Origin of the sequence: Burkholderia sp. M6-3 (assembly GCF_050858985.1) — a bacterium.
Classification (GTDB): domain Bacteria; phylum Pseudomonadota; class Gammaproteobacteria; order Burkholderiales; family Burkholderiaceae; genus Paraburkholderia; species Paraburkholderia caledonica.
The window spans coordinates 1,399,772-1,421,317 of sequence record NZ_CP110091.1 but is presented as its reverse complement, the minus strand read 5'-3'; the positions used below and the strand labels follow the sequence as shown (position 1 = coordinate 1,421,317).

General features: G+C 60.7%; 22 protein-coding genes. 15 read left to right on the top strand and 7 right to left on the bottom strand.

Annotated features, from left to right (window positions below):
- Nucleotides 1-12 precede the first annotated feature (12 nt).
- Nucleotides 13-756, bottom strand: coding sequence for a tetratricopeptide repeat protein (locus OH764_RS23705; protein ID WP_498851054.1), 744 nt, complete (start codon nucleotides 754-756; stop codon nucleotides 13-15).
- 35 nt (nucleotides 757-791) lie between these two features.
- Nucleotides 792-2,669 carry a hypothetical protein gene (locus tag OH764_RS23700; protein WP_498851053.1) on the bottom strand — a complete coding sequence of 626 codons (1,878 nt, stop codon included), beginning with the start codon at nucleotides 2,667-2,669 and terminating at the stop codon, nucleotides 792-794.
- Here OH764_RS23700 and OH764_RS23695 point away from each other — a divergent pair.
- The 3 genes from OH764_RS23695 to OH764_RS23685 are packed head-to-tail and all read left to right on the top strand — an operon-like array spanning nucleotide 2,643 to nucleotide 6,356.
- Entirely contained in the window at nucleotides 2,643-3,545 is a 903-nt protein-coding gene (locus tag OH764_RS23695) for a beta-galactosidase (RefSeq protein ID WP_498851052.1), read from the top strand. The two genes, OH764_RS23700 and OH764_RS23695, sit on opposite strands and share 27 nt — an antisense overlap.
- The gene (locus OH764_RS23690; protein WP_498851051.1) at nucleotides 3,542-6,061 is read left to right on the top strand and encodes a beta-galactosidase; all 2,520 of its coding nucleotides are present in this window, start codon (nucleotides 3,542-3,544) and stop codon (nucleotides 6,059-6,061) included. The genes OH764_RS23695 and OH764_RS23690 overlap by 4 nt, the downstream gene beginning before the upstream one ends.
- 7 nt (nucleotides 6,062-6,068) lie before the next feature.
- Nucleotides 6,069-6,356: a hypothetical protein gene (locus OH764_RS23685; protein ID WP_498851050.1), complete on the top strand. Its 288-nt coding sequence runs from the start codon at nucleotides 6,069-6,071 to the stop codon at nucleotides 6,354-6,356.
- A gap of 27 nt (nucleotides 6,357-6,383) precedes the next feature.
- On the opposite strand, the gene OH764_RS23680 is transcribed toward OH764_RS23685, so the two are convergent.
- Complete coding sequence (locus OH764_RS23680; RefSeq protein WP_498851049.1) at nucleotides 6,384-7,214, bottom strand: potassium channel family protein; 831 nt, start codon at nucleotides 7,212-7,214, stop codon at nucleotides 6,384-6,386.
- A 13-nt stretch (nucleotides 7,215-7,227) separates the two neighbouring features.
- Nucleotides 7,228-7,674: a hypothetical protein gene (locus OH764_RS23675; RefSeq protein WP_498851048.1), complete on the bottom strand. Its 447-nt coding sequence runs from the start codon at nucleotides 7,672-7,674 to the stop codon at nucleotides 7,228-7,230.
- Nucleotides 7,675-8,070: 396 nt separating this feature from the next.
- Between OH764_RS23675 and OH764_RS23670 the strand changes: the two genes are divergently transcribed.
- The 8 genes from OH764_RS23670 (at nucleotide 8,071) to OH764_RS23635 (ending at nucleotide 17,821) form a co-directional block, all read left to right on the top strand.
- Nucleotides 8,071-10,581 (top strand): cation-translocating P-type ATPase, encoded by a 2,511-nt coding sequence (locus tag OH764_RS23670; RefSeq protein ID WP_498851047.1) that lies wholly within the window; start codon nucleotides 8,071-8,073, stop codon nucleotides 10,579-10,581.
- Between the two features lie 27 nt (nucleotides 10,582-10,608).
- Complete coding sequence (locus tag OH764_RS23665; RefSeq protein ID WP_498851046.1) at nucleotides 10,609-11,229, top strand: hypothetical protein; 621 nt, start codon at nucleotides 10,609-10,611, stop codon at nucleotides 11,227-11,229.
- 591 nt (nucleotides 11,230-11,820) lie between these two features.
- On the top strand, nucleotides 11,821-12,765 hold the full coding sequence (locus OH764_RS23660) for a universal stress protein (RefSeq protein ID WP_498851045.1): 945 nt from the start codon (nucleotides 11,821-11,823) through the stop codon (nucleotides 12,763-12,765).
- A gap of 485 nt (nucleotides 12,766-13,250) precedes the next feature.
- Entirely contained in the window at nucleotides 13,251-13,832 is a 582-nt protein-coding gene (locus OH764_RS23655; protein WP_498851044.1) for a lipocalin family protein, read from the top strand.
- Between the two features lie 241 nt (nucleotides 13,833-14,073).
- Nucleotides 14,074-14,349, top strand: coding sequence for a metal/formaldehyde-sensitive transcriptional repressor (locus OH764_RS23650; RefSeq protein ID WP_498851043.1), 276 nt, complete (start codon nucleotides 14,074-14,076; stop codon nucleotides 14,347-14,349).
- Between the two features lie 11 nt (nucleotides 14,350-14,360).
- Entirely contained in the window at nucleotides 14,361-15,638 is a 1,278-nt protein-coding gene (dmeF, locus tag OH764_RS23645; RefSeq protein WP_498851042.1) for a cation diffusion facilitator family transporter, read from the top strand.
- A 212-nt stretch (nucleotides 15,639-15,850) separates the two neighbouring features.
- Nucleotides 15,851-16,546, top strand: a complete 696-nt coding sequence (locus tag OH764_RS23640) for a VIT1/CCC1 transporter family protein (RefSeq protein ID WP_498851041.1) — start codon at nucleotides 15,851-15,853, stop codon at nucleotides 16,544-16,546.
- 207 nt (nucleotides 16,547-16,753) lie between these two features.
- Nucleotides 16,754-17,821, top strand: coding sequence for a sensor histidine kinase family protein (locus OH764_RS23635; RefSeq protein ID WP_498851040.1), 1,068 nt, complete (start codon nucleotides 16,754-16,756; stop codon nucleotides 17,819-17,821).
- Nucleotides 17,822-17,990: 169 nt separating this feature from the next.
- Here the strand turns inward: OH764_RS23635 and OH764_RS23630 are convergent, their stop codons facing one another.
- From OH764_RS23630 to OH764_RS23620, 3 genes are read right to left on the bottom strand one after another with little or no spacing between them, the layout of a single operon-like run.
- Nucleotides 17,991-18,488, bottom strand: a complete 498-nt coding sequence (locus OH764_RS23630) for a TPM domain-containing protein (protein WP_498851039.1) — start codon at nucleotides 18,486-18,488, stop codon at nucleotides 17,991-17,993.
- 2 nt (nucleotides 18,489-18,490) lie between these two features.
- A complete protein-coding gene (locus OH764_RS23625; protein ID WP_498851038.1) occupies nucleotides 18,491-19,336 on the bottom strand; it encodes a TPM domain-containing protein in 846 nt (281 codons plus the stop codon).
- The gene (locus OH764_RS23620; protein ID WP_498851037.1) at nucleotides 19,333-19,920 is read right to left on the bottom strand and encodes a LemA family protein; all 588 of its coding nucleotides are present in this window, start codon (nucleotides 19,918-19,920) and stop codon (nucleotides 19,333-19,335) included. The genes OH764_RS23625 and OH764_RS23620 overlap by 4 nt, the downstream gene beginning before the upstream one ends.
- A 362-nt stretch (nucleotides 19,921-20,282) precedes the next feature.
- Between OH764_RS23620 and OH764_RS23615 the strand changes: the two genes are divergently transcribed.
- Genes OH764_RS23615 through OH764_RS23600 form a run of 4 tightly spaced genes read left to right on the top strand, consistent with a single transcriptional unit; the run spans nucleotide 20,283 to nucleotide 21,530 of the window.
- Nucleotides 20,283-20,429, top strand: a complete 147-nt coding sequence (locus OH764_RS23615; RefSeq protein WP_498851036.1) for a hypothetical protein — start codon at nucleotides 20,283-20,285, stop codon at nucleotides 20,427-20,429.
- Nucleotides 20,374-20,604, top strand: a complete 231-nt coding sequence (locus OH764_RS23610; RefSeq protein ID WP_498851035.1) for a hypothetical protein — start codon at nucleotides 20,374-20,376, stop codon at nucleotides 20,602-20,604. The genes OH764_RS23615 and OH764_RS23610 overlap by 56 nt, the downstream gene beginning before the upstream one ends.
- A gap of 25 nt (nucleotides 20,605-20,629) precedes the next feature.
- A complete protein-coding gene (locus tag OH764_RS23605) occupies nucleotides 20,630-20,890 on the top strand; it encodes a DUF2933 domain-containing protein (protein ID WP_498851034.1) in 261 nt (86 codons plus the stop codon).
- On the top strand, nucleotides 20,874-21,530 hold the full coding sequence (locus OH764_RS23600; RefSeq protein ID WP_498851033.1) for a methyltransferase family protein: 657 nt from the start codon (nucleotides 20,874-20,876) through the stop codon (nucleotides 21,528-21,530). Before OH764_RS23605 ends, OH764_RS23600 begins: the two co-directional genes overlap by 17 nt.
- Nucleotides 21,531-21,546: the final 16 nt, after the last annotated feature.

Here is a 21,546-nt window from a genome sequence, read left to right as displayed (position 1 = left end):
GGATAGAGGCCATCACACCGTTGTTCTATATTTCTTGACGAGCGCGATGAAGCGCGGGTCATTTCGAATCGCGTCCAGATCAGGATCCTTCTGCATCTCGTCGAAATACGAGAAACCATTCAGAAAGCTGGCCTCCAGTTCCTTGAACGCTTCGTCGGTGCGCCCCTGCTTTAGCCTGAGCACAGCCATGTTGTAGTACACCAGCGATTGCTTCGGATCGCGCGTCGCCGCGTCATTCAACTCTTTTTCGGCGTCGTCAAGCTTGCCTTGCGACATCTGGGCAATCGCCACCTTGACCATTTCTTTGGCAGCGACCTGATTGCTTGCCGATTCTGCCCCCGGGGCGTCACCCTGCGACAGCTTCGTGTCGCTGTCCTTGCGCTGTGCGTTGATGTCTGCGTCCGACGGCGAAATACCGACTGTGGTCGCTTGCGCCGGTGCGCTTGCAGGTGCCAGTGCTGCCGGCACCTCCGAAGCAGGTGTGGGGGCTACAGCCTCGACTACCTCGACCTTTGCTGCATGCGACTTTTTATAGTAGAGACCGCCGCCGACAGCGCCTGCGATCAACACAATGCCTGCCGCGATAGCTGCAGCAATGATCTTCTTGTCGGGTCCGGGTTTACCGCCGGTAATCTGAGGCACCAGCAGCGTCGAGCACTCAGGACACTTGAGGTCTTCTCCCGGCGAGCGAACGAAAATCTCGCCGCTGTTGGCCTTTTCGCAATCACCGACGGTGGGGCACTTATAGATTGGCATATCTCTGTTTACTCAGTTATGTGTTCAACCGCCGTTCACTCGGCAACCGCCGGCAACCCGATGATTTCGCGCACAGGCTTCTGCATTGCACTCAGCGCAACAAATTCAGGATCCTGGTCGTCCTCGCCTGCTTCGTTGAAACGCGCCGTAGCAAAGTCGATGTAGCGGTCGAACACTTTTTGCTTTTCATCCCGGTGCTTCAGATCGACTTCGACCTTGCGGCTAACCTCCCGCTCAATCAGACTCTGAATTTCAGCTGGATGATCATCATCGATGATTGACTGCCACGTTGCGCCTCGCAGCACCTTCGACGCGGGAAGCCCATTCGCCTTGTAAACAAAGGCCCACTCCGGCTCGCCGGTCGTCTTGTTTTCGCGCTCCTTGAGCATGTCCATCAGACGCGCAACAAGCAGGAACGGCTTGCGCTTTGCGAGCGCGCTCACCTCGGCTGACGAGCGCGCATACAGCGGAGGAAGCTTCTTGCCATCGCCGGCGCTATGTAGAAGGTGCGATTCATTGAAATCAGCAACCAGTCCGTCGTAATGGCGCTTCATCATCGCTAGCGGCTCGATGAATCGTGCCGGCATCAACGACGCAATCTTCAGGATGACAATCTCGTTCGACAATCTGCCAGGTGCAACAACGGTGTCAGACGCAGGGTCTTTCTGCTCTTCGAAAAGGCGTGTCAGCGTGGCCTGGAAGTCCTTCTGGCTCTCACATTCCGGCAGGAAGACGGCAACCGTGTTGGTTGTACCGCGCGATCCGCCTGTATTGTTAGCCACCGACCGGTCAACTTCGGTCTTGTTGTACTGGATCATCGTCCCGGACTTCTCGTAAAGCTCCGACACGAATTTCCGCAGACCGTTCGGGTTCGCGTCGTACTGCTTCTGCAGTCGCTCAACGATGTTCACCTGCAGCACCGGCGGAAGGTTCTTTGAGATTTCGGCGTGCGCCATCTCGACGATAGTCGCCGAAGTCTGCGATATCGTGGAGATGATTGCACCCAACGAGACGCCACGAACGAGCTTGTCGAAGGAATCAACCTCTGTGCCCGCCAAGTCGATTACGGACTGACGTACCCTTTGCGTGCGGACGATCTGCGCCTGTTCGTCGACGATGACCGCCTTCATGATGTTGGCGATTGCCGTGCGGTCAAAGATCCGCTGCTGATAGGTGGTATCACCGCCAACCAGACGTGCCTGCTGTTCGTCATGGACGCGCTCGGTCGCGGCCGCAAGCGTCTGGTGCATGTCGTCAATATGGCCGCGCAGCGAAGTCAGCTCGTCTTTGATAAACGGAATCAGACTGATCGCAAACTTTTGCCCTTCTTGCAACGTCCGAGCTGCATAGATATCCTGATGCCTTGCTGCGACCTCAGCAAACAGTGCACCGCGCTTGTCAGTTAGGTGCTGTCCGAAGAAGCCAACTTTGTTGAATTGGGTGACCAATTCCTCAATGCTCTGCTGGATAGCAGCCTGGACAGTCGGCGCCTTCGTGAGTTCGTCAGCAAGCACCGCCTGACGCTCGTCAAGAAGCGCAAGGATAGCGTCGACGAACTGGCGCAACTGGATCAGCGAATGTGTGCCAATCTTCCAGCGTGCAAAAAGGTCTTTTTCGATCTGGCGACCGACGTGGCGCGCCATCTCAAGACGGGCATTGCCCTTGATCTCGTAGAACTTACGCACGCCACCGAGCTTCCGATAGGTTTCGTCGAAGACCTTGGCCAACCGTATGTTCAGCGCCGAAGCCCAGGTTGTCTGTTCGAGCGTCGGGTCGTTTCGTACCTCAGATGCAATAACGCCGACCACCTGTTTCCAGAATTCCTTGGCGGGCTTCCAGCCGGCATTCTTCGCATCGTCCTCGAGGATCCCGACTTCGAGCGTAAGGTGCTGATCGCGCAGGAGCAGATGCATTCGGGTCTGCATCTGCCGGACAACACGCCGTCGCCCGGCGGTCGCGAGGTGGCGCGTGCGGCGCAGGAAATCGGGAAATCTGCGGAACTGTCGGCGCTCGCGCAAAGCGGGCCGGCAGGCCGCGCACCCGTCGCTCTCGTGTTCGACTACGAGACGCAATGGATGTTCGAGATTCAGCGCCACGCCAAAGACTTCGACTATCAGACGCTCGCGTTCGAGTACTACCGGACCTTGCGCGAGATGGCGCTGGACGTCGATATCGTATCGGCGCACGCGGACCTGGAAGGCTACGCACTGATCGTCGTGCCGGGGCTCGCGGTCCTGCCGCCCGGCTTCGTCGACACGATTCGCCGCTCGGGCGCGCAGTGGGTGATCGGGCCGCGTACCGGCTCGAAGACACTCGACTTCGCCATTCCTTCCGAACTGCCTCCGGGACCGTTGCAGACGCTGCTGCCTTTCAAGGTGCTGGAGGTCGACTCATTGCGCCCGAGTCTGCAACCGTCCACCACGCTCGGCGGCGTGTCCGGTGTCGCACTGCATTGGCGCGAGCATCTGGAAACGCGCGACGGCGTCGAAGTGTTGGCGCGCTTCGACGACGGCTGGCCGGCTGTCGTCGCGCGCGATCGCGTCCGCTACGCGAGCGCATGGTTCGATCCGTCGTTGCATCGCGCGTTGCTCGAAGCGGCGGCACGCGATGCGTCGCTGAATCCCGTTCACCTGCCCGAAGGCGTGCGCATTCGCAGGCGTGGCCCGCTGACTTTCGCGTTCAACTTCGGCGCGCAAGCCGTCGATGCGCCTGCACCGGCAAACGCCCGCTTCGTGCTGGGCAGCCGCACGCTCGGCACCGCGGACGTGTGCGTGTGGACGCAGGCATGACGAGCTTGACCGCTCACGCGGACGCCGATGCGAACACCGACAGCGCGGCCGGCGGCCATGCAACGCTCACGTTGAGCATCGACGCCAGCGCGCCCGCCACCGCGCCGTTGCACGACACGCTGTGCGTCGGTACGTCGACTTCGCCCAACGGCAGCACCATCGGCATCAACAGCCGCTATCTGACGCGCGACGGCGAGCCGTGGCTGCCGGTGATGGGCGAGATTCACTACGCGCGCCTGCCAGCCAGTCAATGGGACGACACGCTTCTTAAAGCGAAGGCAGCCGGCGTCGACATCGTCGCGTCGTATGTCGTGTGGCGCCATCACGAGCCGCGCGCGGGCACTTTCGACTGGACCGAACGCCTCGACTTGCGACGCTTCGTCGAAACATGCGCGAAGCGTGATCTGCTCGCGTTGATTCGCGTCGGGCCGTGGGTGCATGCGGAGGTTCGCTACGGCGGGCTGCCTGGCTGGGTCGTCGATCAGATGCCCACGCGCGGCGACAACCCGCTCTATCTGCACTACGTGGCAAGACTTTTCTCGCAGATCGCCGCGCAGCTGCACGGCCTGTTATGGAAAGACAGCGGACCTGTCATCGGCATCCAGCTTGAGAACGAGTACAACCTGAGCGGCCCTCAGCAAGGGGCCGCGCACATCGCGACGCTCAAGCGCCTCGCGCGCGATGCGGGGCTCGACGTGCCGCTTTACACGGTGACGGGCTGGGACAACGCGGTCTTTCCGCGCGGCGAAGTCGCGCCTGTGTTCGGCGGCTATCCCGATCTACCGTGGGGCGTGTCGCCGCACATGTCGCCGCCGAACGAGGTCTATGGATTCCGCTTCGCCAGCCGGGTGGGTGGCGATCTCGGCGCTCAGACGCACAGCGACGTGCCGGGCGACGCCGACGCCGTCGCGCACGAAACGCCCTTTCTCGGCGCGGAGTTCGGCGGCGGCGTGCCCGCGATGTACCGGCGGCGGCCGGTTCTGGACGCCGACGACATCGCCGCGATGCTGCCCGTGCAGCTCGGCTCGGGAGTCAACCTGTACGGCTATTACATGCTGCACGGCGGACGCAATCCGCCCGGCGACATGGACGGCCAGGAATCGACCGCGAGCGGCGGCTACAACGACGTACCGATCGTCAATTACGACTTCCAGGCTCCATTCGGCGCGAATGGCGAGGCGCGCGAAGTGCTCGGCAAGCTGCGGCCGATTCACTACTTCCTCAGGCAGTGGGGCGCAGTGCTTGCGCCATGTGATGTGTATGCGCCCGACACCGTATCGCACGGTCCCGCCGACCTCGCGACGCCGCGCTTTGCCGTACGTGCGAACGGGGACCAGGGGTTCCTGTTCTTCAACAATCACGTCCGCGAACATGCGATGCCAGCGCATCGAGGCATGCGTTTCTCGGTGAAGCTTGCGAGCGGCAGCGTCGCGCTGCCTGTGGAGCCCGTCGACATCGCGCCAGGCACGTCGTTCATCTGGCCGATCGGCTTGCGATTCGGCAGCGTGCGGTTGCGTTACGCGACCGCGCAGCCGGTGACGCAGATATCGGGCGACGATGGCGATGTTCATGTGTTCGCGGCCACCGACGGCGTCGCGCCCGAGTTCGCGTTCGACTCCCGCAGCGTAGCGACGATCGCCGCGCTGGAAAGCAGTATGACGCCCGCGCCTGGCGGCGAGCCGGCGTTGAGCCAGCATGAAGCCGACGGGGTGCTCGTCGTGCGGTCGCACAACGGCGCGGCGTTCGTCGTGACGGATCGCGGCGGCGCGCGCCTCGTCTTCGTCACGCTATTGCGAAAGGACGCGGAGAGACTGAGCGTGTTGCCGTTTGACGGCCGGCGCAGACTCATATTGAGCGACGCGTTCGCCTTCGAGCGCGACGGCCATCTCGTGCTGCGCCCGAACAGTGCTTCGGCGTTCGATGTCGATGTCTATCCGCCGCTGCTTCAGTTGCCGTCCGCATTGCAGGTGGATCACGCAAACATCGACTCATCGTGCGGAGGCATGTTCCAGCGTTTGCGTGTGCACGTTCCGCAGTCGGCATTCGACGTGCGCGTCACGCCGCTTCGCGCGCCGCAAACCGTGCCGCCGGTCATGCGCGGCGGCACGGCCAACGCCGCTGTCGCGCCGTTGCCGGAAACGTTCGGCAAGGCGGCCGCCTGGCGCATCGATGTGCCTCGCGACGCGCTCGACGCGCATGGTCTCGCCAACGCTTACCTGACGATCCGCTATCGGGGCGACGTGGCGCGCCTTTTCAGCGGGACGAAACTGATCGACGATCACTTCTATAACGGCTTGCCGTGGCGGATCGGCGTTCGCAATGTGGCGATCGATCCGGACGCGCCGCTCATGCTGACGATTCTGCCGCTGCGCGCCGATGCGCCCGTCTATCTCGCCGCTCGTCATGATCCACGTTCCGGCAGCGGCGAGCAGATCGCCGAACTGGACAGCGTGACGTGGGAGCCCGAGTACGAAGTGATTCTGGCGCCCAATCCGCCCTCGCGCGACGTCGAATGACAACTGGGTGCGAAGGCGTCGTTCGCACGATTCGCCGAATGCGACGCCTGTCGCCGAACGTGTCAAGGAATTGCCGCGCGGCGCACTGACCGATCTGCTTGTGCAGCAGACCGTCTGGGTTGAATTGCGCCTGCTTCGGCCTGCCCTTCTGCGGCTGGCGCAAAAACCAGTGTTGCTGGTTCAAGCGCCCCGTGAGCCCCAGCCGACGGCAATCGCATCATTCGCCATGCTCGGCATGCGCGTGCCGGTGCGGCAATTACGCGGCATCGTCACAACGGACAGCGCGCGGGCATAAGCTTCCGGACCGCCCTGCAGATACCGCTCAGTGCGATCCATCCGGATGCGGTATCTCCCGGTCGACCGGCGCGACTGCGGCGGCGCTCACCCGAGCCTCGCGCACATCTTTTCTTAGCGCGGCAATCTCGTCTCGCAGCGCCTTGATGTCGCGATGCATTTCGCGCCGCAAAATCCGTTCTTCCTGTTCGACGAAAATCGCGGCGATGCTGGCGAAAACCAGCGACAAGAGCCCATAGCCCAGTAACACGACGAAGGCGGCGAAAATACGCGATGCCGGCGTGGTGGGCGCCGTGTCGCCATAACCGACTGTCGCGCTGCTTTCAAACGCGAGCCAGACGCCTTCGGCGTAGGTATGCACGCCCGGTTCGAGCCAGTAGAAACCCGCGCCCGCGGACGCGAGCAGCACTGCGGCGGCGGTGAGCAGCATCCCCAGGCGGCCTGGCGCGAAAAAAGTTCGCAACGAGACCACAATGCGCACCGCTACGAGCGCCACGAACAGGATGCGCAATATCCATTCGAAAGATGACCACGGCAATAGACCTCGCATGACACTGGCCGCTGCGCCAAGCGCAATCAGTACGTCGTAAGCATTGCGGGTGAGGAACCGTTGTGGCTTGTGGCTAAGGGCGGCCATACGGGCAAGTATCGCCACGAATCCCGCACACATGCATGCATATAGCACACGTCCCGCCAGACGAAGCCCGGACGCGTCGGCCAGTTCCAGATAAAACGCCGGAATGGCGATCAGACTGACAACGAGCAACGCCCACTGCATCCAGCGCCACGCCTGAATGGCGCGCGCACCGTCGTGGGAGTCAACGCCGGCGAGAACCGTCGCGCGCACGCTCGCTTTCACGTCGTCTCCTTGCTCACGATGCCGCGCCGATGAACGAGCGGAAATCGGTTTCGACTGCGCGAATCTGTTCGGCGCACGTTTGGTACAGCCAGCCGGGACTGCCGTCTGCGCGATACATTCCGCGACACATGCCGATGATCCGGATCGTCGAAACGCCGCCGGCGTCGATCGTTCGCGTCGCCCATACATAGATCGTGCCGAACGTATGGGGCACCGCTGTCTCGATGCTCGTATCGTCTGCATGCCGGATTGGCGCCGCCGAGCGTTGCGCCACGTATAGTTCGGTGCGGCGCCAAAAGCGCTCGCACTCGGCTGGCTCCGAGCAATCGACCCGCGCCACGTTGCGCGCGTTTCCAAGCGCGATTTCGGTGCTCCGGGTTGCTGCGATGCGCGCCTGCGTGTTGCATCCAGCCATCATGATGATCTGCAGCGCGAGTGCTGCCAGCCGCCAGTTCTTCATCTCCGCTCCGCCCATGTCGATCGACGGTACGACGTACCCTCAACATTAAAGTATGGGCAGGACGCCGCAGTGGATTTGACGTGGATCATCGTCTGTCATGAGAGACACACGTCCCATTTGTAACACTTCCGGTGCTTGTGCAGTCGTCACTGAATTGCATCCGCCGGTTGAATTGATCGAGTGGAAACGGTCACTTCAAAGTGAACTGCTTGACTCAGGTCAACGGCCACCTGTTCGGTCCGCGTCATTCTCAAAATTGGATCGCGGTTTGTGCAGGACGCCTTTCGGCTGTGGATCAAGCGCTCTCGCGCCGGCCCCAGCGAATCACAGTTGCGTTCGCCGGCGTCGCCAAGGGTCGTCGCCTCGCACAATGTCCTTAATGGAATTGACACCAGGATGCAGACAAGTCCCGTTGAGTCCGCCCCAGACCTGGCAGCTGGCGATGCCGAATCTGCATCGCCTGTCGGGCGCGTCGACACGCGGCGTGGTCTGTCGCACGCGCAGGTAGAAGAACAGCGCGCCCGTTTCGGCCGTAACTTCGTAGACTCGAAAGCCCGCCGCACGTGGTGGCAAACGCTTAAGGAAGTACTGAGCGAGCCCATGTTTCTTCTGCTCCTCGGCGCGACCGGTATCTACTTTCTGCTTGGCGATGTGTCGGAGGCCCTGGCGCTTCTCGCGTTTGTCGGCGCAATTGTCCTGCTGACCGTTTTTCAAAGCCATCGTACCGCTCGGGTACTCGACTCTCTTCGCGAACTGTCCGCGCCCCGTGCGCAGGTACTCCGGGACGGTCAACGGCAACTCGTTTCCGCAGCGGAACTGGTGCCGGGCGACGTCGTTTTCGTCGATGAAGGCTCTCGCGTTCCGGCCGACGGCATCGTAACCGAGGCTCACGAGCTGAGCGTAGACGAGTCGCTCATGACGGGCGAATCCGTGTCAGTGAGCAAGTCCGTTGCACGGCCCGATGCCTCTGCCGAAGAAGATCCTTACGGACAACTTTTCTTTGGATCAATGGTCGTGCAGGGTCAAGGACAGATGATAGTGACCGCGACTGGGGCGAATACGACGCTCGGTCGCGTTGGCAAGTCGTTGAGCGGCATAACGGAGGCCCGATCACCGTTGCAAGTCGAGACGAGAACTTTCGTCAACCGCGTAGCGGTGACCGCCGTCGCACTGTGCCTGTTGCTGGTCATGGCTTACCGTTGGCGCTCGGGCGAATGGCTTCCAGGGGTGCTCGCCGGGATTACTCTGGCAATGGGCATTCTTCCAGAAGAAATTCCCGTGATACTGACCGTGTTCATGGCGCTGGGAGCCCGCCGCATCGCGAACGAAGGTGTGCTGACGCGCCGCATGAGTGCGATCGAAACGCTGGGCCAGACGTCCGTGCTGTGCGTCGACAAGACCGGCACACTAACGCAAAACCGTATGTCCGTGCGCGTGCTATTTGCGCAAGGAAAGCGGCAGGTCATCGATCCGCGCACCCAGCGCATTGATGAGGCGTATCACGAGCTCATCGAATACCTCGTGCTCGCAAGCGAAATCGAGCCCGTCGATCCGATGGAACGCGCGTTTCACGAAACAGGCCGGGTTGGTCTTGCCGGGACCGGACGCATCCACACGGACTGGGCGCTCGTGCACGAGTACGGGCTGACGCCGGAGTTGCCGGCTATGTCGCACGCATGGCACTCGCCGGAGTTCGACCATTACGCCGTGGCCTGCAAGGGGGCGCCAGAGGCGGTCTGCGCCTTATGCCGCCTGAGCGAGCGCGAGACGCGAACTCTGCTCGATCAGGCCGCGCAGATGGCGTCGGGAGGCCTGCGTGTCCTTGGGGTGGCCAAGGCATGGCACCCACCGCCCGATTGGCCGCATAAGCAGGATGAATTCGAGTTTTCCTTCGTAGGACTCGTCGGCCTGCTGGACCCCGTCCGCCCGGAAGTCGCGGGCGCTATCGAGCAATGCCAGGCAGCCGGCATCCGCGTGGTAATGATCACCGGCGACTATCCGTCCACGGCGCGGGCAATCGCGACCGAGGTCGGCATTGACGGCACACGCATCGTAACCGGCCATGAAATAGCCGCGATGGACGCTACACAGCTTCGCGAAGCAATCAACAGCGTTAGCGTATTCGCCCGCGTCAAACCAGAGCAGAAACTACAACTCGTCAACGCGTTCAGGAATGGCGACCAGGTGGTCGCGATGACGGGCGACGGTGTGAACGACGCGCCCGCGCTCAAGGCGGCGCATATTGGCATTGCGATGGGGCTGCGCGGCGCCGAGGTTGCGCGTGAAGTCGCATCGCTTGTCCTGCTGCGCGACGACTTTGCGCCGATCGTGTCGGCGATCCGATTGGGAAGACGAATCTACGCCAATCTCGTGCAGGCCATCAGCTATACAGTTGCTGTTCACATTCCGATGATCGCCGCTGCCATGATTCCGGTTTTCGTCGGCTGGCCCCCGCTGCTTGCGCCCGTTCATATCATCTTCCTGGAATTGATCATCAACCCGGTCTGCTCGGTCGTGTTCGAGAACGAGCCCGAGCGCGAAAATCTGATGCGCTTGCCGCCGCGCCGCATCGGCGCAAGACTGCTGTCGAACTGGACACTCGCAAAAGGGGCGACTGCAGGCGCAGTGGGCGCCATGATGCTGCTGGGGTTGTATGGCGGGCTACTGACTCTCGGCTACCCGCTGCCCCTCGCTCGCACAGTTGCATTCGTTTCGCTGGTAGCGGGGAATGTAGCGTTGATCTTTGTGATCCGTGCGTTGCCGCAGACGGGACGACGCTCCCACACGCCTTCTCAGAATCGTTACCTCTGGGTTGTCATGGGCGCGACGGGGGCAGCGCTTCTGCTTCTGATGAGTGTGCGTGCCCTGGCGGAGCTGTTCGGACTGGTTGCATTGCTGCGCCCTTGACGGTGAAAAGAACCCGGAGATAGTCCTGTGATCACGATGGCGATACTCTTCGTAGCCATTCTGCTGCTCAACGTCATTCCCGCCTTCGCCCCACCCACGTGGATGGCCATGTCATGGATAGGATTCAATCAGCCGGCCGAAGACCCGTTGCTGCTTGCCGTAGTGGCTGCGTCCGCCGCTACGATCGGACGTCTGATTCTTGCACGATGCTCGACATGGCTCGTCCGCGGGCATCTGATGCGCGAAGCTGACAGGCAAAACATCGACGAGGTGAAGATCTGGCTTGAAAAAAAGAAGGCGCTCACGGCCGGTGCGCTGCTTCTATACGCCTTCAGTCCGTTCCCGTCGAACTATCTGTTCATAGCATATGGGCTAACCGGTCTCAGGCTGTGGGTGATCGGCGTGCCCTTCTTCTGCGGGCGCCTCGCGAGCTATGCAGTCTGGACACATTTTGCGCAGGTCGCGCACTCGTACCTCGATCCTGAACTCGATCTCGACGGAGGTTATCTGGGCGCGTATTTCGTCGTCAGCCAACTGGCTTTCCTGTGTCTCGTTTTCGCTCTGGCGCGGGTCGACTGGAGCTATGCACTGACCGAGCACAAGCTCCGTTTCAAGCGCGACACACCGGGTGAAAATGCCCGTACCTGACTTCCGCAACAGAACTGACGCCACAGAACTGACGCACTGACGCACTGATGTCCTGATGTCCTGATGTCCTGATGTCCTGATGTCCTGATGTCCTGATGTCCTGATGTCCTGCGGTCGCGGCTTCGCGCGTCGCTCGATTGCGCACGAGCTTCACCGCCGATGCCGCACATGAACTGAAGTCTCCGCTCGCGGCAATCAAGGTGAACACGCCCCCGCGCCGACCGTGGACGTGCAACCCGACACCGTGGCACGAGAACGCATCATTGCGCACGAAGCCGATGCATCGTTTAAAGGCATCGAGTTAAGCGTGGCCAGAGCCGCGTATGTGACGATACGAGCGACGCCCCCTGCGTTCGTATCATGCTGGACAATCTGGTGGACAACGCTATCAATACGAAGAGGCAGGCTGTCGAGCAGATATCGTCACCCGTCAGACACGTGCGGCGATGCTGCTGGTCGTGCGAGATAACGGGCGTGGCGCGAGACATGCAGGTTGGCGCTTGACGCACATCAACCTTCCCAGGCGCGGCGCGCTCACAATGAGTCCATCGACGCCGAGGGGCGCACGTCACGCTCAAATGGAGAGTAGTCATGGATCCAGCTCAGACGCAACACAACGCGAGATCCGAAGTCAAACGAATACTGGTTGCCGTGGACGCGTCGCCGCAGTCGGTCCGCGCGGCCGAATACGTGCGTCGCATGGCGCTGCCCGACGCGACGATTCGAATTGTCAGTGTCGCTGAAAACCCTCGTACCCTCTTGCCGCTTGGACCCATGGCGGACGCCGAGCTCGAGGTCGCGCGCGACGAACTCACACACGACGCGGAAAATGCCGTAGCGCGGGCAACAAGTATGTTTGCGGAGGCCGGCATTGACGTGGAATCGGAAGTCATCCAGCCTTCAAGGCAAGGCGGTTACACGGCCAACGCGCTGATAGACGCCGCAGCCCAATGGAAGGCGGATCTGCTCGTCGTCGGTGCGCGTCAGCATCACGGCATGCTGCGCTGGATCGAAGGAACCGTATCGGAATACGTCACTACAGCAGCGCCCTGTTCGATTCTCGTCGTGCCGGCCGGCTACGAAGCGGATATCGGACCGTCGCCGCAACGGATCGTGTTCGCGCTTGACGGCAGTGCTGCATCGGTGAGCGCATTGCGCTTCGGGCTGCGGCTCGCAAGGCCGGAATCCCGCCTTCGCGCAATCTACGTGGTCGACCGCGCAGTGCGGCTCACCGACTTCGTGCCGATACACGTTCTGCAGCAGGCGTTTATCGAAGAGGGGCACGCGGCGCTCGCCGCAGCCGCGAGCGTCTTCGCAGAACTGTCCAACCACGCAGAGACTGCGCTCGTCAAAACGGAGCCCGTCAACGATGACGTGCCGCACACAATCGTGCGTGACGCCGAACGCTGGCATGCGGATCTGCTGGTCGTCGGCACACATGGACGGCGCGGTGTGGCGCGCTGGTTCCTCGGCAGTGTCGCGGCTCGCACTGCACGCCTCGCTCGCACGCCGTTGCTGCTTGCGCGGCCAACGTAGCGCAAAGTAGCATGGCGGTGCCCTTTAGACGCCGCCCCCGCCTTGCCTTGCGCCCTCGGTCTCCGAGGCGGCATCAGCCGCGCGCCACGGGTCGTTCCGGGCTTGGACTGATCTCTCGCACATCGCGCAGCACTTCCGCGGGTTTCATCGTGCTCTCGTTTAGACGAACCGGATAATCTCAAGCACCGGCGATCGTGCGCCGCCCAGCTTGATGTCGATTAGTCGCCGGCGATCTGCACGTACGTGTGCGCGCTGACCATGCCGAGGCGCTCCGTTGATTCACGTCAAGCTCTTCGGTCGGTCCTCGGCGGTGGCTGAGCGTCGTGCAGCGGTCGTGATGACTACAGTATTGACAGCACCCCCGCTGAAATTAAGTCAGCGGCAGAAATTGCAGCGGTGTACGCCGCGCTCGCCGCCAGTCGCAGGTGCCTCGTCCAGCGCGCACGTCTGAATTTGTGAACGTCGGAACAATCGGGAAAACAATCATGCGCACATCAATGGTCTGCCTCGTCGCATTCATGACCTTCCTGACCGGATGCGCGCACGGGCCCTCGCCCGAACCGGATGCGCCGGCGCTCGTTTCAGCATGCACCGCCGGCGCGCCGATCGACCTTCAACGATACATGGGGCGCTGGTATGTTCTCGCCGACACGCCGTTCCTGAGCGAACATGATTTCGTGGGCAATTACGACGAGTGGACGTTGCGCGCCGACGGGACAATCGACGACAAATATCTCGGCCGTCGCCACGACTTCAATCAGCCGGTCTCTGGAAGCCACTTCGTCGCGAAGGTGATGGCCGGAACCGGCAACACGAAATGGCGAGTAGCGCTCATCTGGCCTTTCGAAGTCGTAGTGGTCACAGCATACGTCGATCCGGAATATCGCTACACCATCCGTTGCATGGAGGACGGCAACATGGTGTGGGTGCTTGCGCGCGCGCCCGAGATTGACGAGGCCACCTACAAGGAAATGCTCGGCCGGCTGCGCGCCATGGGGTACAACCCTGACCGGATGCGGCGGGTTCCACAAAAGGCCGAGGAAATCGGAAAACCGGGCTTTCGATAAAACGCCCGACGTCTGCGGCATATGTACTGGCGGCGTCGCCGGTTATGCACTCGAGCGCGATTGGCCCGTCACGCGATTACACGTTGGTCGACAACAGCCCTGCCTCGCTGCGCGATTCTGTACGTCGGCATCTTGGCAATATGAGGGATCACAGAGATTTCGCACAAACAAGAATACCCCCTCCCCCTATGTTAAAGTTGGAGATTGGATACGCGTGTACGTAGGGTGTGCAGAGGGAGCAATGAGTCATACAGTTCAGGAAAAGCAGAAGCTTCTTAACAGGGTCCGTCGTATCAAAGGGCAGGTCGAGGCCATCGAACGTGCGCTCGAGGAAGAGCACGGGTGCTCCGACGTGCTGCAAAGGATCACGAGTTGCAGGGGAGCGATGAACGGCCTGTTGGCAGTGGTATTGGAGGACCACATCCGGAACCACCTTGTCGATGCCGGAAACGGCGAGGACCACGGCGACAGCGCCACGGAACAACTCATCGAAGTTGTTCACAGCTATTTCAAGTGATTGGGTTGGAAATGAATGATTTCAAAGACGCCGCGTTCGGCGCAGCGCATGACCACATCTTTCTCGGGACTGGTCATGAAAGAAATGAACGCAAGACATGGGCAGTGATTGCACTCTGCAGTGCGATGATGCTCGTTGAGATCCTCGGCGGTAGCATGTTTGGGTCGCTTGCACTCGTCGCAGATGGCCTGCATATGTCGACGCATGCGGGAGCGATGCTGATTGCCGCACTCGCCTATACATACGCGCGCAGGCACGCCACCGATTCCCGCTTTGTGTTCGGCACAGGCAAACTTGGTGACCTCGCAGGATTCACGAGTGCCATCGTACTGGCAATGATTGCCTTGCTGATCGGTTACGAGGCGGTCTCCCGATTTCTTGCCCCGATTCCTATTCATTTTGGCGAGGCGATTCCCATCGCAGTGGTCGGCCTGCTGGTCAACCTCGCGAGTGTCTGGCTTCTGAGCGGTGACCATCACGGTCATAGCCATGGTCATAACCACGGGCATGGGCATGGTCATGACGCACACGTTCACCGCGAGGAAGTGCAGAAGATTGTCGCCCCCTCCGGTGTATTCGCTGTCTCGATCTTCGAGGACGGCGTGCCGCCAGTTTTCCGGATTACGCCGCAAACAACGGTTTCGCGCCTGACACCTCCAACCACGACTATCACGACCGTCAGACCAGACGGGGCGCGTCAGGTTTTTGTGCTGGCGGAGCGTGGTGGTCACCTGGAATCGAAAGACGAAGTCCCGGAGCCGCACGCATTCAGAGCGATCGTGCATTTGTCTGACGGCGACCATGAAGTCGAATTTGCGGAGCATGAGCATAGCCACGACACGCATGAGGCTGTAAGCAGGGACCATAATATCCGCTCAGCCTATATGCACCTAATGGCGGACGCGGCGGTATCCGTGCTGGCGATTCTTGGTCTTGTACTGGCGCGCTCCTTCGGCTGGCTCTGGATGGACCCGCTGGCGGGCATCATCGGGGCACTGGTGATAGCGAACTGGTCTTACGGACTGATGCGCGACACCGGTGCGATTCTGCTCGATATCAATCCGGACCATCGCATGACAGAGAACGTTCGTCACGCCATCGAGAACCATGGCGACAAGGTAATTGACCTGCATGTCTGGCGGGTGGGCCCTGGCCACATGAGCGCGGTGGTGTCGGTCTCGACCGGCGAGCCTGAGCGAGACTCGCGCTTCTATCATGCGGTGCTCGAACGCTTCAAGGGGCTATCGCATGTCACGGTAGAAGTGCATCCTTCGCAGGCGGCCGCGTGAGCGCTCGCAGTCAACTCTTCATGTTTCGACATTTGCAGATTTGATGGCAAGTCTGACTATGCGTTGGATACGTTCGCGCACGCCCTACTCCATATGCAGGCGCCCTCTTCGCACGGCGAAATCCCTCATCCCGCCCTCGCAGCGATACAAACACACTGCTCTTGCGTCCATCGCTGTGGGTCGTGAATTAACATTTCAAACGCGGAGGCGTTATGCCACGTCGACATGTGGAACAGCATCGTCTCGACTCTATTGGCTGGTTGCGTGCCGCCGTACTGGGTGCCAATGACGGGATTGTCTCTACGGCGAGTCTCGTTGCTGGTGTAGCCTCCGCGCACACTGCTCACGGAAGCGTAGTGCTTACCGCTGTGGCCGGGCTAGCCGCGGGAGCAATGTCGATGGCGACGGGAGAATACGTGTCCGTGTCATCGCAGGCGGACACGGAGAAGGCGGCGCTGCGGCAGGAACGGACTGAACTTGCTACCGACTTCTCGCGCGAGCATGGAGAATTGGCCGCCATCTACGTGAAGCGAGGCCTGGATTTGCCGCTCGCCAGACAGGTTGCCGAGAAGCTCATGGCGCACGACGCGCTCGGTGCTCATGCCCGCGATGAACTGGGCATCTCGGAGGCCACCGCGGCCCGTCCTCTGCAGGCCGCACTTGCTTCGGCAGGCAGCTTTGCGGCCGGCGCCGCTTTGCCGGTTGTCGTTGCTGCAGTCGCGCCCGATTCCGTACTGCTGCCGGCTATCGTCGTCTCCGCCCTTGTTTCGCTGGCATTTCTGGGCGGCCTGGCGGCGAAAGCTGGCGGGGCGAAAATTTTGCCTGGCGTTATTCGCGTGGTCTTCTGGAGTGCCTTGGCAATGGGCGTCTCGTCAGGCGTCGGCGCCTTGTTTGGTGCCGTAGGTTGAGAGTCGGTTGCTTTTCATTTTTACCTCCTTAGCAGAACAGAACCTACATCCTGACGCTTTCAACGGCGGGAAGCTCGATGCAGAATCAGTCTGCACGTGTCCTCGTTGCGGTCACTGGCGCTCGCGGGAACGCGGTCTTCGGTCGAGAGTTCGCAGGACTCGGACGTCAAGGTCGTCATCGACAGACTAAGTGCGACGTCGGCAGGTATGTCACAGGCAGCGGGCCTCACGATTCCGCGCGCGATGGCGGACGGGTTTCACGACCTGGACGGCGGCGGACAGAGTTGGCGCGTCAACATCCGTACGCTGCAAACCGGTGAGCGCATCGCCGTCGCGGAGCCTTCTGCATTGCGTGACGAAATTGCCCGTGACGGTGCAATGAGAACGCTTGTGCCCGTGCTTCTCCTCATGCCAGTTCTGTTTGTGGTCGTCGTTGTAATTGTCAGAACGAAGCTGGCACCGCTCTCACGTTTGGCGATCGTGGTTGACCAGCAAACGGATGCGTCGCTCAAGCTGTTGCCGGAAGAAGGTATCGCCACGGAAGTGCTTCCTTTTGTCCGGTCGATTAACAACCTCATCGCGCGGTTGAAAGATGCCATTGGTCATCAGCGCCGCTTTGTCGCGAGCGCGGCGCATGAGTTGCGCTCACCGCTTGCGGCCCTATCGTTACAAGCGGGCAACCTGGGCGCCACTATCACGTCACCCGATGCTCGCGAGCGACTCTCGGCCTTCCAGTCCGGATTGCGACGTACCCACCGGCTGGTGGAGCAATTGCTGGCTTTGGCAAGGTCTGAGCAGGCAGCACTGGAGCAGCCAGCGGCGTGGTCGTTGGATGCGGCGGTGACTGACGCCATCAATGCCAGCATTGGCCTCGCCCGCGCCAAGGACATCGACCTCGGCATCGAGCAGGTTGACGATATTGACGTGGTGGTTGATGCGTCATCCATGGCGGTGGTGTTGAGGAACCTGGTCGACAATGCCGTGCGATACACCCCCGACGGCGGGAAGGTCGATGTGTCGGCTCTTGAGCGGGCGGGAGAGCTGATATTGGAGGTTACTGACACGGGACCCGGCATACCAGACAACGAACTTGGGCGCGTGCTGGAACCGTTCTATCGGCTGGACCATTCGGTTTCGTCGGGAAGTGGACTGGGCCTCTCTATCGTTTCTGAAATCGCTCGGCGCACGGGGGGACGCCTGGTGCTCGCAAATGTCGAGAGTGGATTTTGCGCCCGCTTTCTTCAGCCTCTTCGCCAGACGAGCGGCAGTCCCTGAAGCGTTGCCTTCGTCGGAGCTTTCGTCCCGGATACTGCCCTATGCTCTTCGTCAGCGCGCCGGTTGAGACCGGCCTGCTGAACCGCTTGGGAGCGGTCGCTCCCCTCGTCAAATTTGGTCTCAGGGAAGTGCCGCTATAGCCGCGGCCAACCCGAGCATATTCGAGACCTCATAGCACCGTTGGTGAACTCGGCAATTCTTCGCGTTCTGATTGCGATGCAGGGAAGTGTTTTTCGAGCAACCCTGTCACTCTCCGAATGCCTCCTATGGCCCCAGATTCGTATTGGCCGCGTCTGAACTCGGCCTCCATCTCGCGGCAAATGGCTTCCCATTCTTCTGCGCTCACCCTCGCATGAATGCCCCGGTCCGCGACAATCTCAACGTCACGGTCGGCGAGGAGCAGGTACACGAGAACGCCATTGTTGTGTTCCGTGTCCCAGACCCGAAGGTCCGAAAACACCTCAATCGCACGTTCTCTCGCTGACTTTCCTTTGAGCAAGGCAAGACTGTGCAGTGCACCTTCGACGGCAAACCGAACCTGACCGACGTGCCTTTGATGACTTTCGCGAACGGCCTGCTCAATCGCCATCAGTGACCGCACGGGGAATGAGGAGCTTATCCGCCAGCGGGTCATAAACATGTGTCTGATGGTTCGCTTCAGGTCCATGATTACCACCTGCCGGAGGCGCCGCCGCCGCCAAAACCACCGCCCCCTCCGCTAAATGTGTCGCGGCCCGAGCCACCCCGCCCTCCGCCGATGTAGCGTCCACCAACGAATGCGCCGAGACCACTGCCCACCAGGGTGAAGAAGAGTGCGATTATTCCGGCGAAAATGGCGGCTAGAATAGCCCCGGACAGCAGCCAGGCCAACACGCCGATGGCGCTCCCTGTCACGATGGCGCCCGGGAGTCGCCCGAGCATCGCGCGCAGCACACCACCGGCTACGACGGTCAACACGAAGAGCACTGGCAGCAGTTGTCCGACGCCGTGATATTCGTTTCGACGTCCTGTGGGAGAAGGTAAAGGCTCACCATTGACGACGTGCATGATGCTATCCACGCCTGCCGTGATGCCCCCATAGAAATCCCCTTGTTTGAATCTGGGGACAATCGTCTCGGTGATAATCCGATTGCTCGTTGCGTCATTGAGTGCGCCCTCGAGACCATATCCGACTTCGATGCGAAGCGCGCGGTCGTTCCTGGCGACAATGAGCAGTGCGCCGTCGTCAACGCTTTTGCGCCCAAGCTTCCACTGTTCGACAACGCGCATTGAATATTGCTCAATGGTCTCTGGCTGGGTCGTTGGAACAATAAGCACCGAAATCTGGCTGCCTTTCTGCGCCTCGAAGTCCTTTAAGGTTTGTTCCAGGCTGGAGCGTTGTTCGGCTGTGAGTGTGCCCGTTTCGTCCGTCACGCGGGCCGTCAGCGGTGGAACCGGAACATCGGCGCCGGCGACCTGTCCAGTGAAAGCGAGGATGGCAACCAATAACGCAATCGCAGCGCGGAGAATGTTCAATTGGACACCCCGCCAGCCGACGCAGGAGCAGCGCCGAAATCTACGCGCGGCGGCTTCGAAATCGCAGCCTCGTTAGTTACGGAGAAGTTCGGTTTCTCCTGATAGCCGAAGACCTTGGCGGTCAGGTTGTCAGGGAACGACCTGACAGTGATGTTGTAGTCCTGTACGGACTTGATGTACCGGTTCCGTGCGACGGTAATCCGGTTTTCTGTTCCTTCGAGTTGCGCCTGCAGGTCCCGGAAATTCGCGTCCGACTTCAGCTGCGGGTAGTTTTCGGACACCACCAGCAGCCTGGACAGCGAAGAGGTGAGTTGCCCCTGAGCTGCCTCGAATCTGGCGAAAGCCTGCGGGTCCGCGAGTAGTTCCGGCGTTGCGCGAATGGAGCCGACTTGAGCGCGAGCCTCAGTCACCTTCGTCAGAACTTCCTTCTCCTGATTCGCGTATCCCTTCACCGTATTGACGAGGTTTGGCACGAGGTCTGCTCGGCGCTGGTACTGGTTCAGCACCTCCGACCAGCTTGCCTTGACCTGCTCGTCCTGCGTCTGGATGGTGTTGTAGCCGCAGCCGGCGAGCAGGAACGCCATGACAACAAGGACGACGTTCGCAAGAACCCACACCGGTCCCCTTTCACCGACAGCGCATATCCGAACGTTGCGCATACGAAATCTCCCTCGTCCAAATATATGCCTTCGCTATGGTGCCGGATGGCACAGGACGGCTATTTCATGCTACCGACGGCGTCTGGTAGCCGATTGACGCAGGTCAAGGGAGTCGACGCGTGCCTAGGAGCTGGGCTCAGCACCAAGTGGAACTCGGCTGCCATTGAAAAGCACGGCCGTGTTCAACCGCGTGGTTGAGCCACGTCAAATATAGCTGCATCGCGGGGGATACAGTTAGTGCAGAGCAATTGCATGAATCCGGTCAAACCGTGCTTACGGAGACCAACATGAATTTCTTCAAAAGTCTGGCGCTTATCACGGCGATTTCTGTCACTAGCAGCATCGGCAATGCGGTCGCTGCCGAACAGAAGGCGAGCGATGCGCAACACAAGGCGCATCACCCGCCGGCCACCCAAGCCCGTCTCAAAAGATAACAAGAAGCTTCGTGACATCGACGAACAGATCAAGTCCATGCAAAACAGCATGCACATGATGGACATGATGAAACAGGATTCAGACGCTATGCCAATGTCGGGCCAAGCTCACGAGATGATGATGCAGGCGATGATGGACCGTCAGTCCGCACAAGACCGGGCACCGGTCAAATGACGCCCGACCCTTCATGGAGATGACGATGAATGACGCTTCACATACCTCGCTCCCCTTCTGGAAATCGCGGTCAGGGGTTGCGCTACTGGTGTTTGCGGCTGTCGCGCTGTTCCTGCTTTTCTCGGAGCACCGGGCACACTTTCTGGGCGTGTTGCCATATCTGCTATTGCTGTCTTGTCCGTTGATGCATCTGTTCATGCATCACGGTCACGGACACAGCCATACCGGTTCGACGATAAAAGATGGAACGTCTGATTCAGGAGGCAACCATGAGCAGCATAGGTAATGGCTACGGCCTATGGGGCCTCGTGCTCATCAATTCGCTGGTGTTCATCATCTTCGCCTTCAGCTTCTTCAAACCGGCGACCATGCGTGACTGGCGCACCTTCGGTGGATATTCTGCATTCGTCGTCGCGCTTTTCGCGGAGATGTATGGGTTCCCGCTGACCATCTATCTTTTATCGGGGTGGTTGCAGACACGTTTCCCGCAGACGAATCTGTTCTCGCACGACTCGGGTCACATCTGGTGGATGATGACAGGCCGGCATGGCGACCCGCATTTCGCGCTTCCGCACCTTCTGAGCCTGGTCTTCATCTTTGGCGGTTTTTACCTGCTGTCGAAGGCATGGCACGTGCTCTACGAAGCCCAGCGCAGCGCGAAGCTGGCGACCACCGGGCCGTACGCGAAGATTCGTCACCCTCAGTACGTCGCCTTCGTCGCTATCATGTTCGGATTCCTGCTCCAGTGGCCGACGCTCGTGACGCTGGCGATGTTCCCGATACTCGTCTTCATGTACGTGAAACTCGCAAAGCAGGAAGAACGCGAGTCCGACCAGCGGTTCGGACCAGCGTGGCGCGACTATGCCGCGCACACGCCGCGCTTCATACCAAAGCTGTCGGGTGACGACGCAGTGCACGTACACTGAAATCAACCTGGAAGCG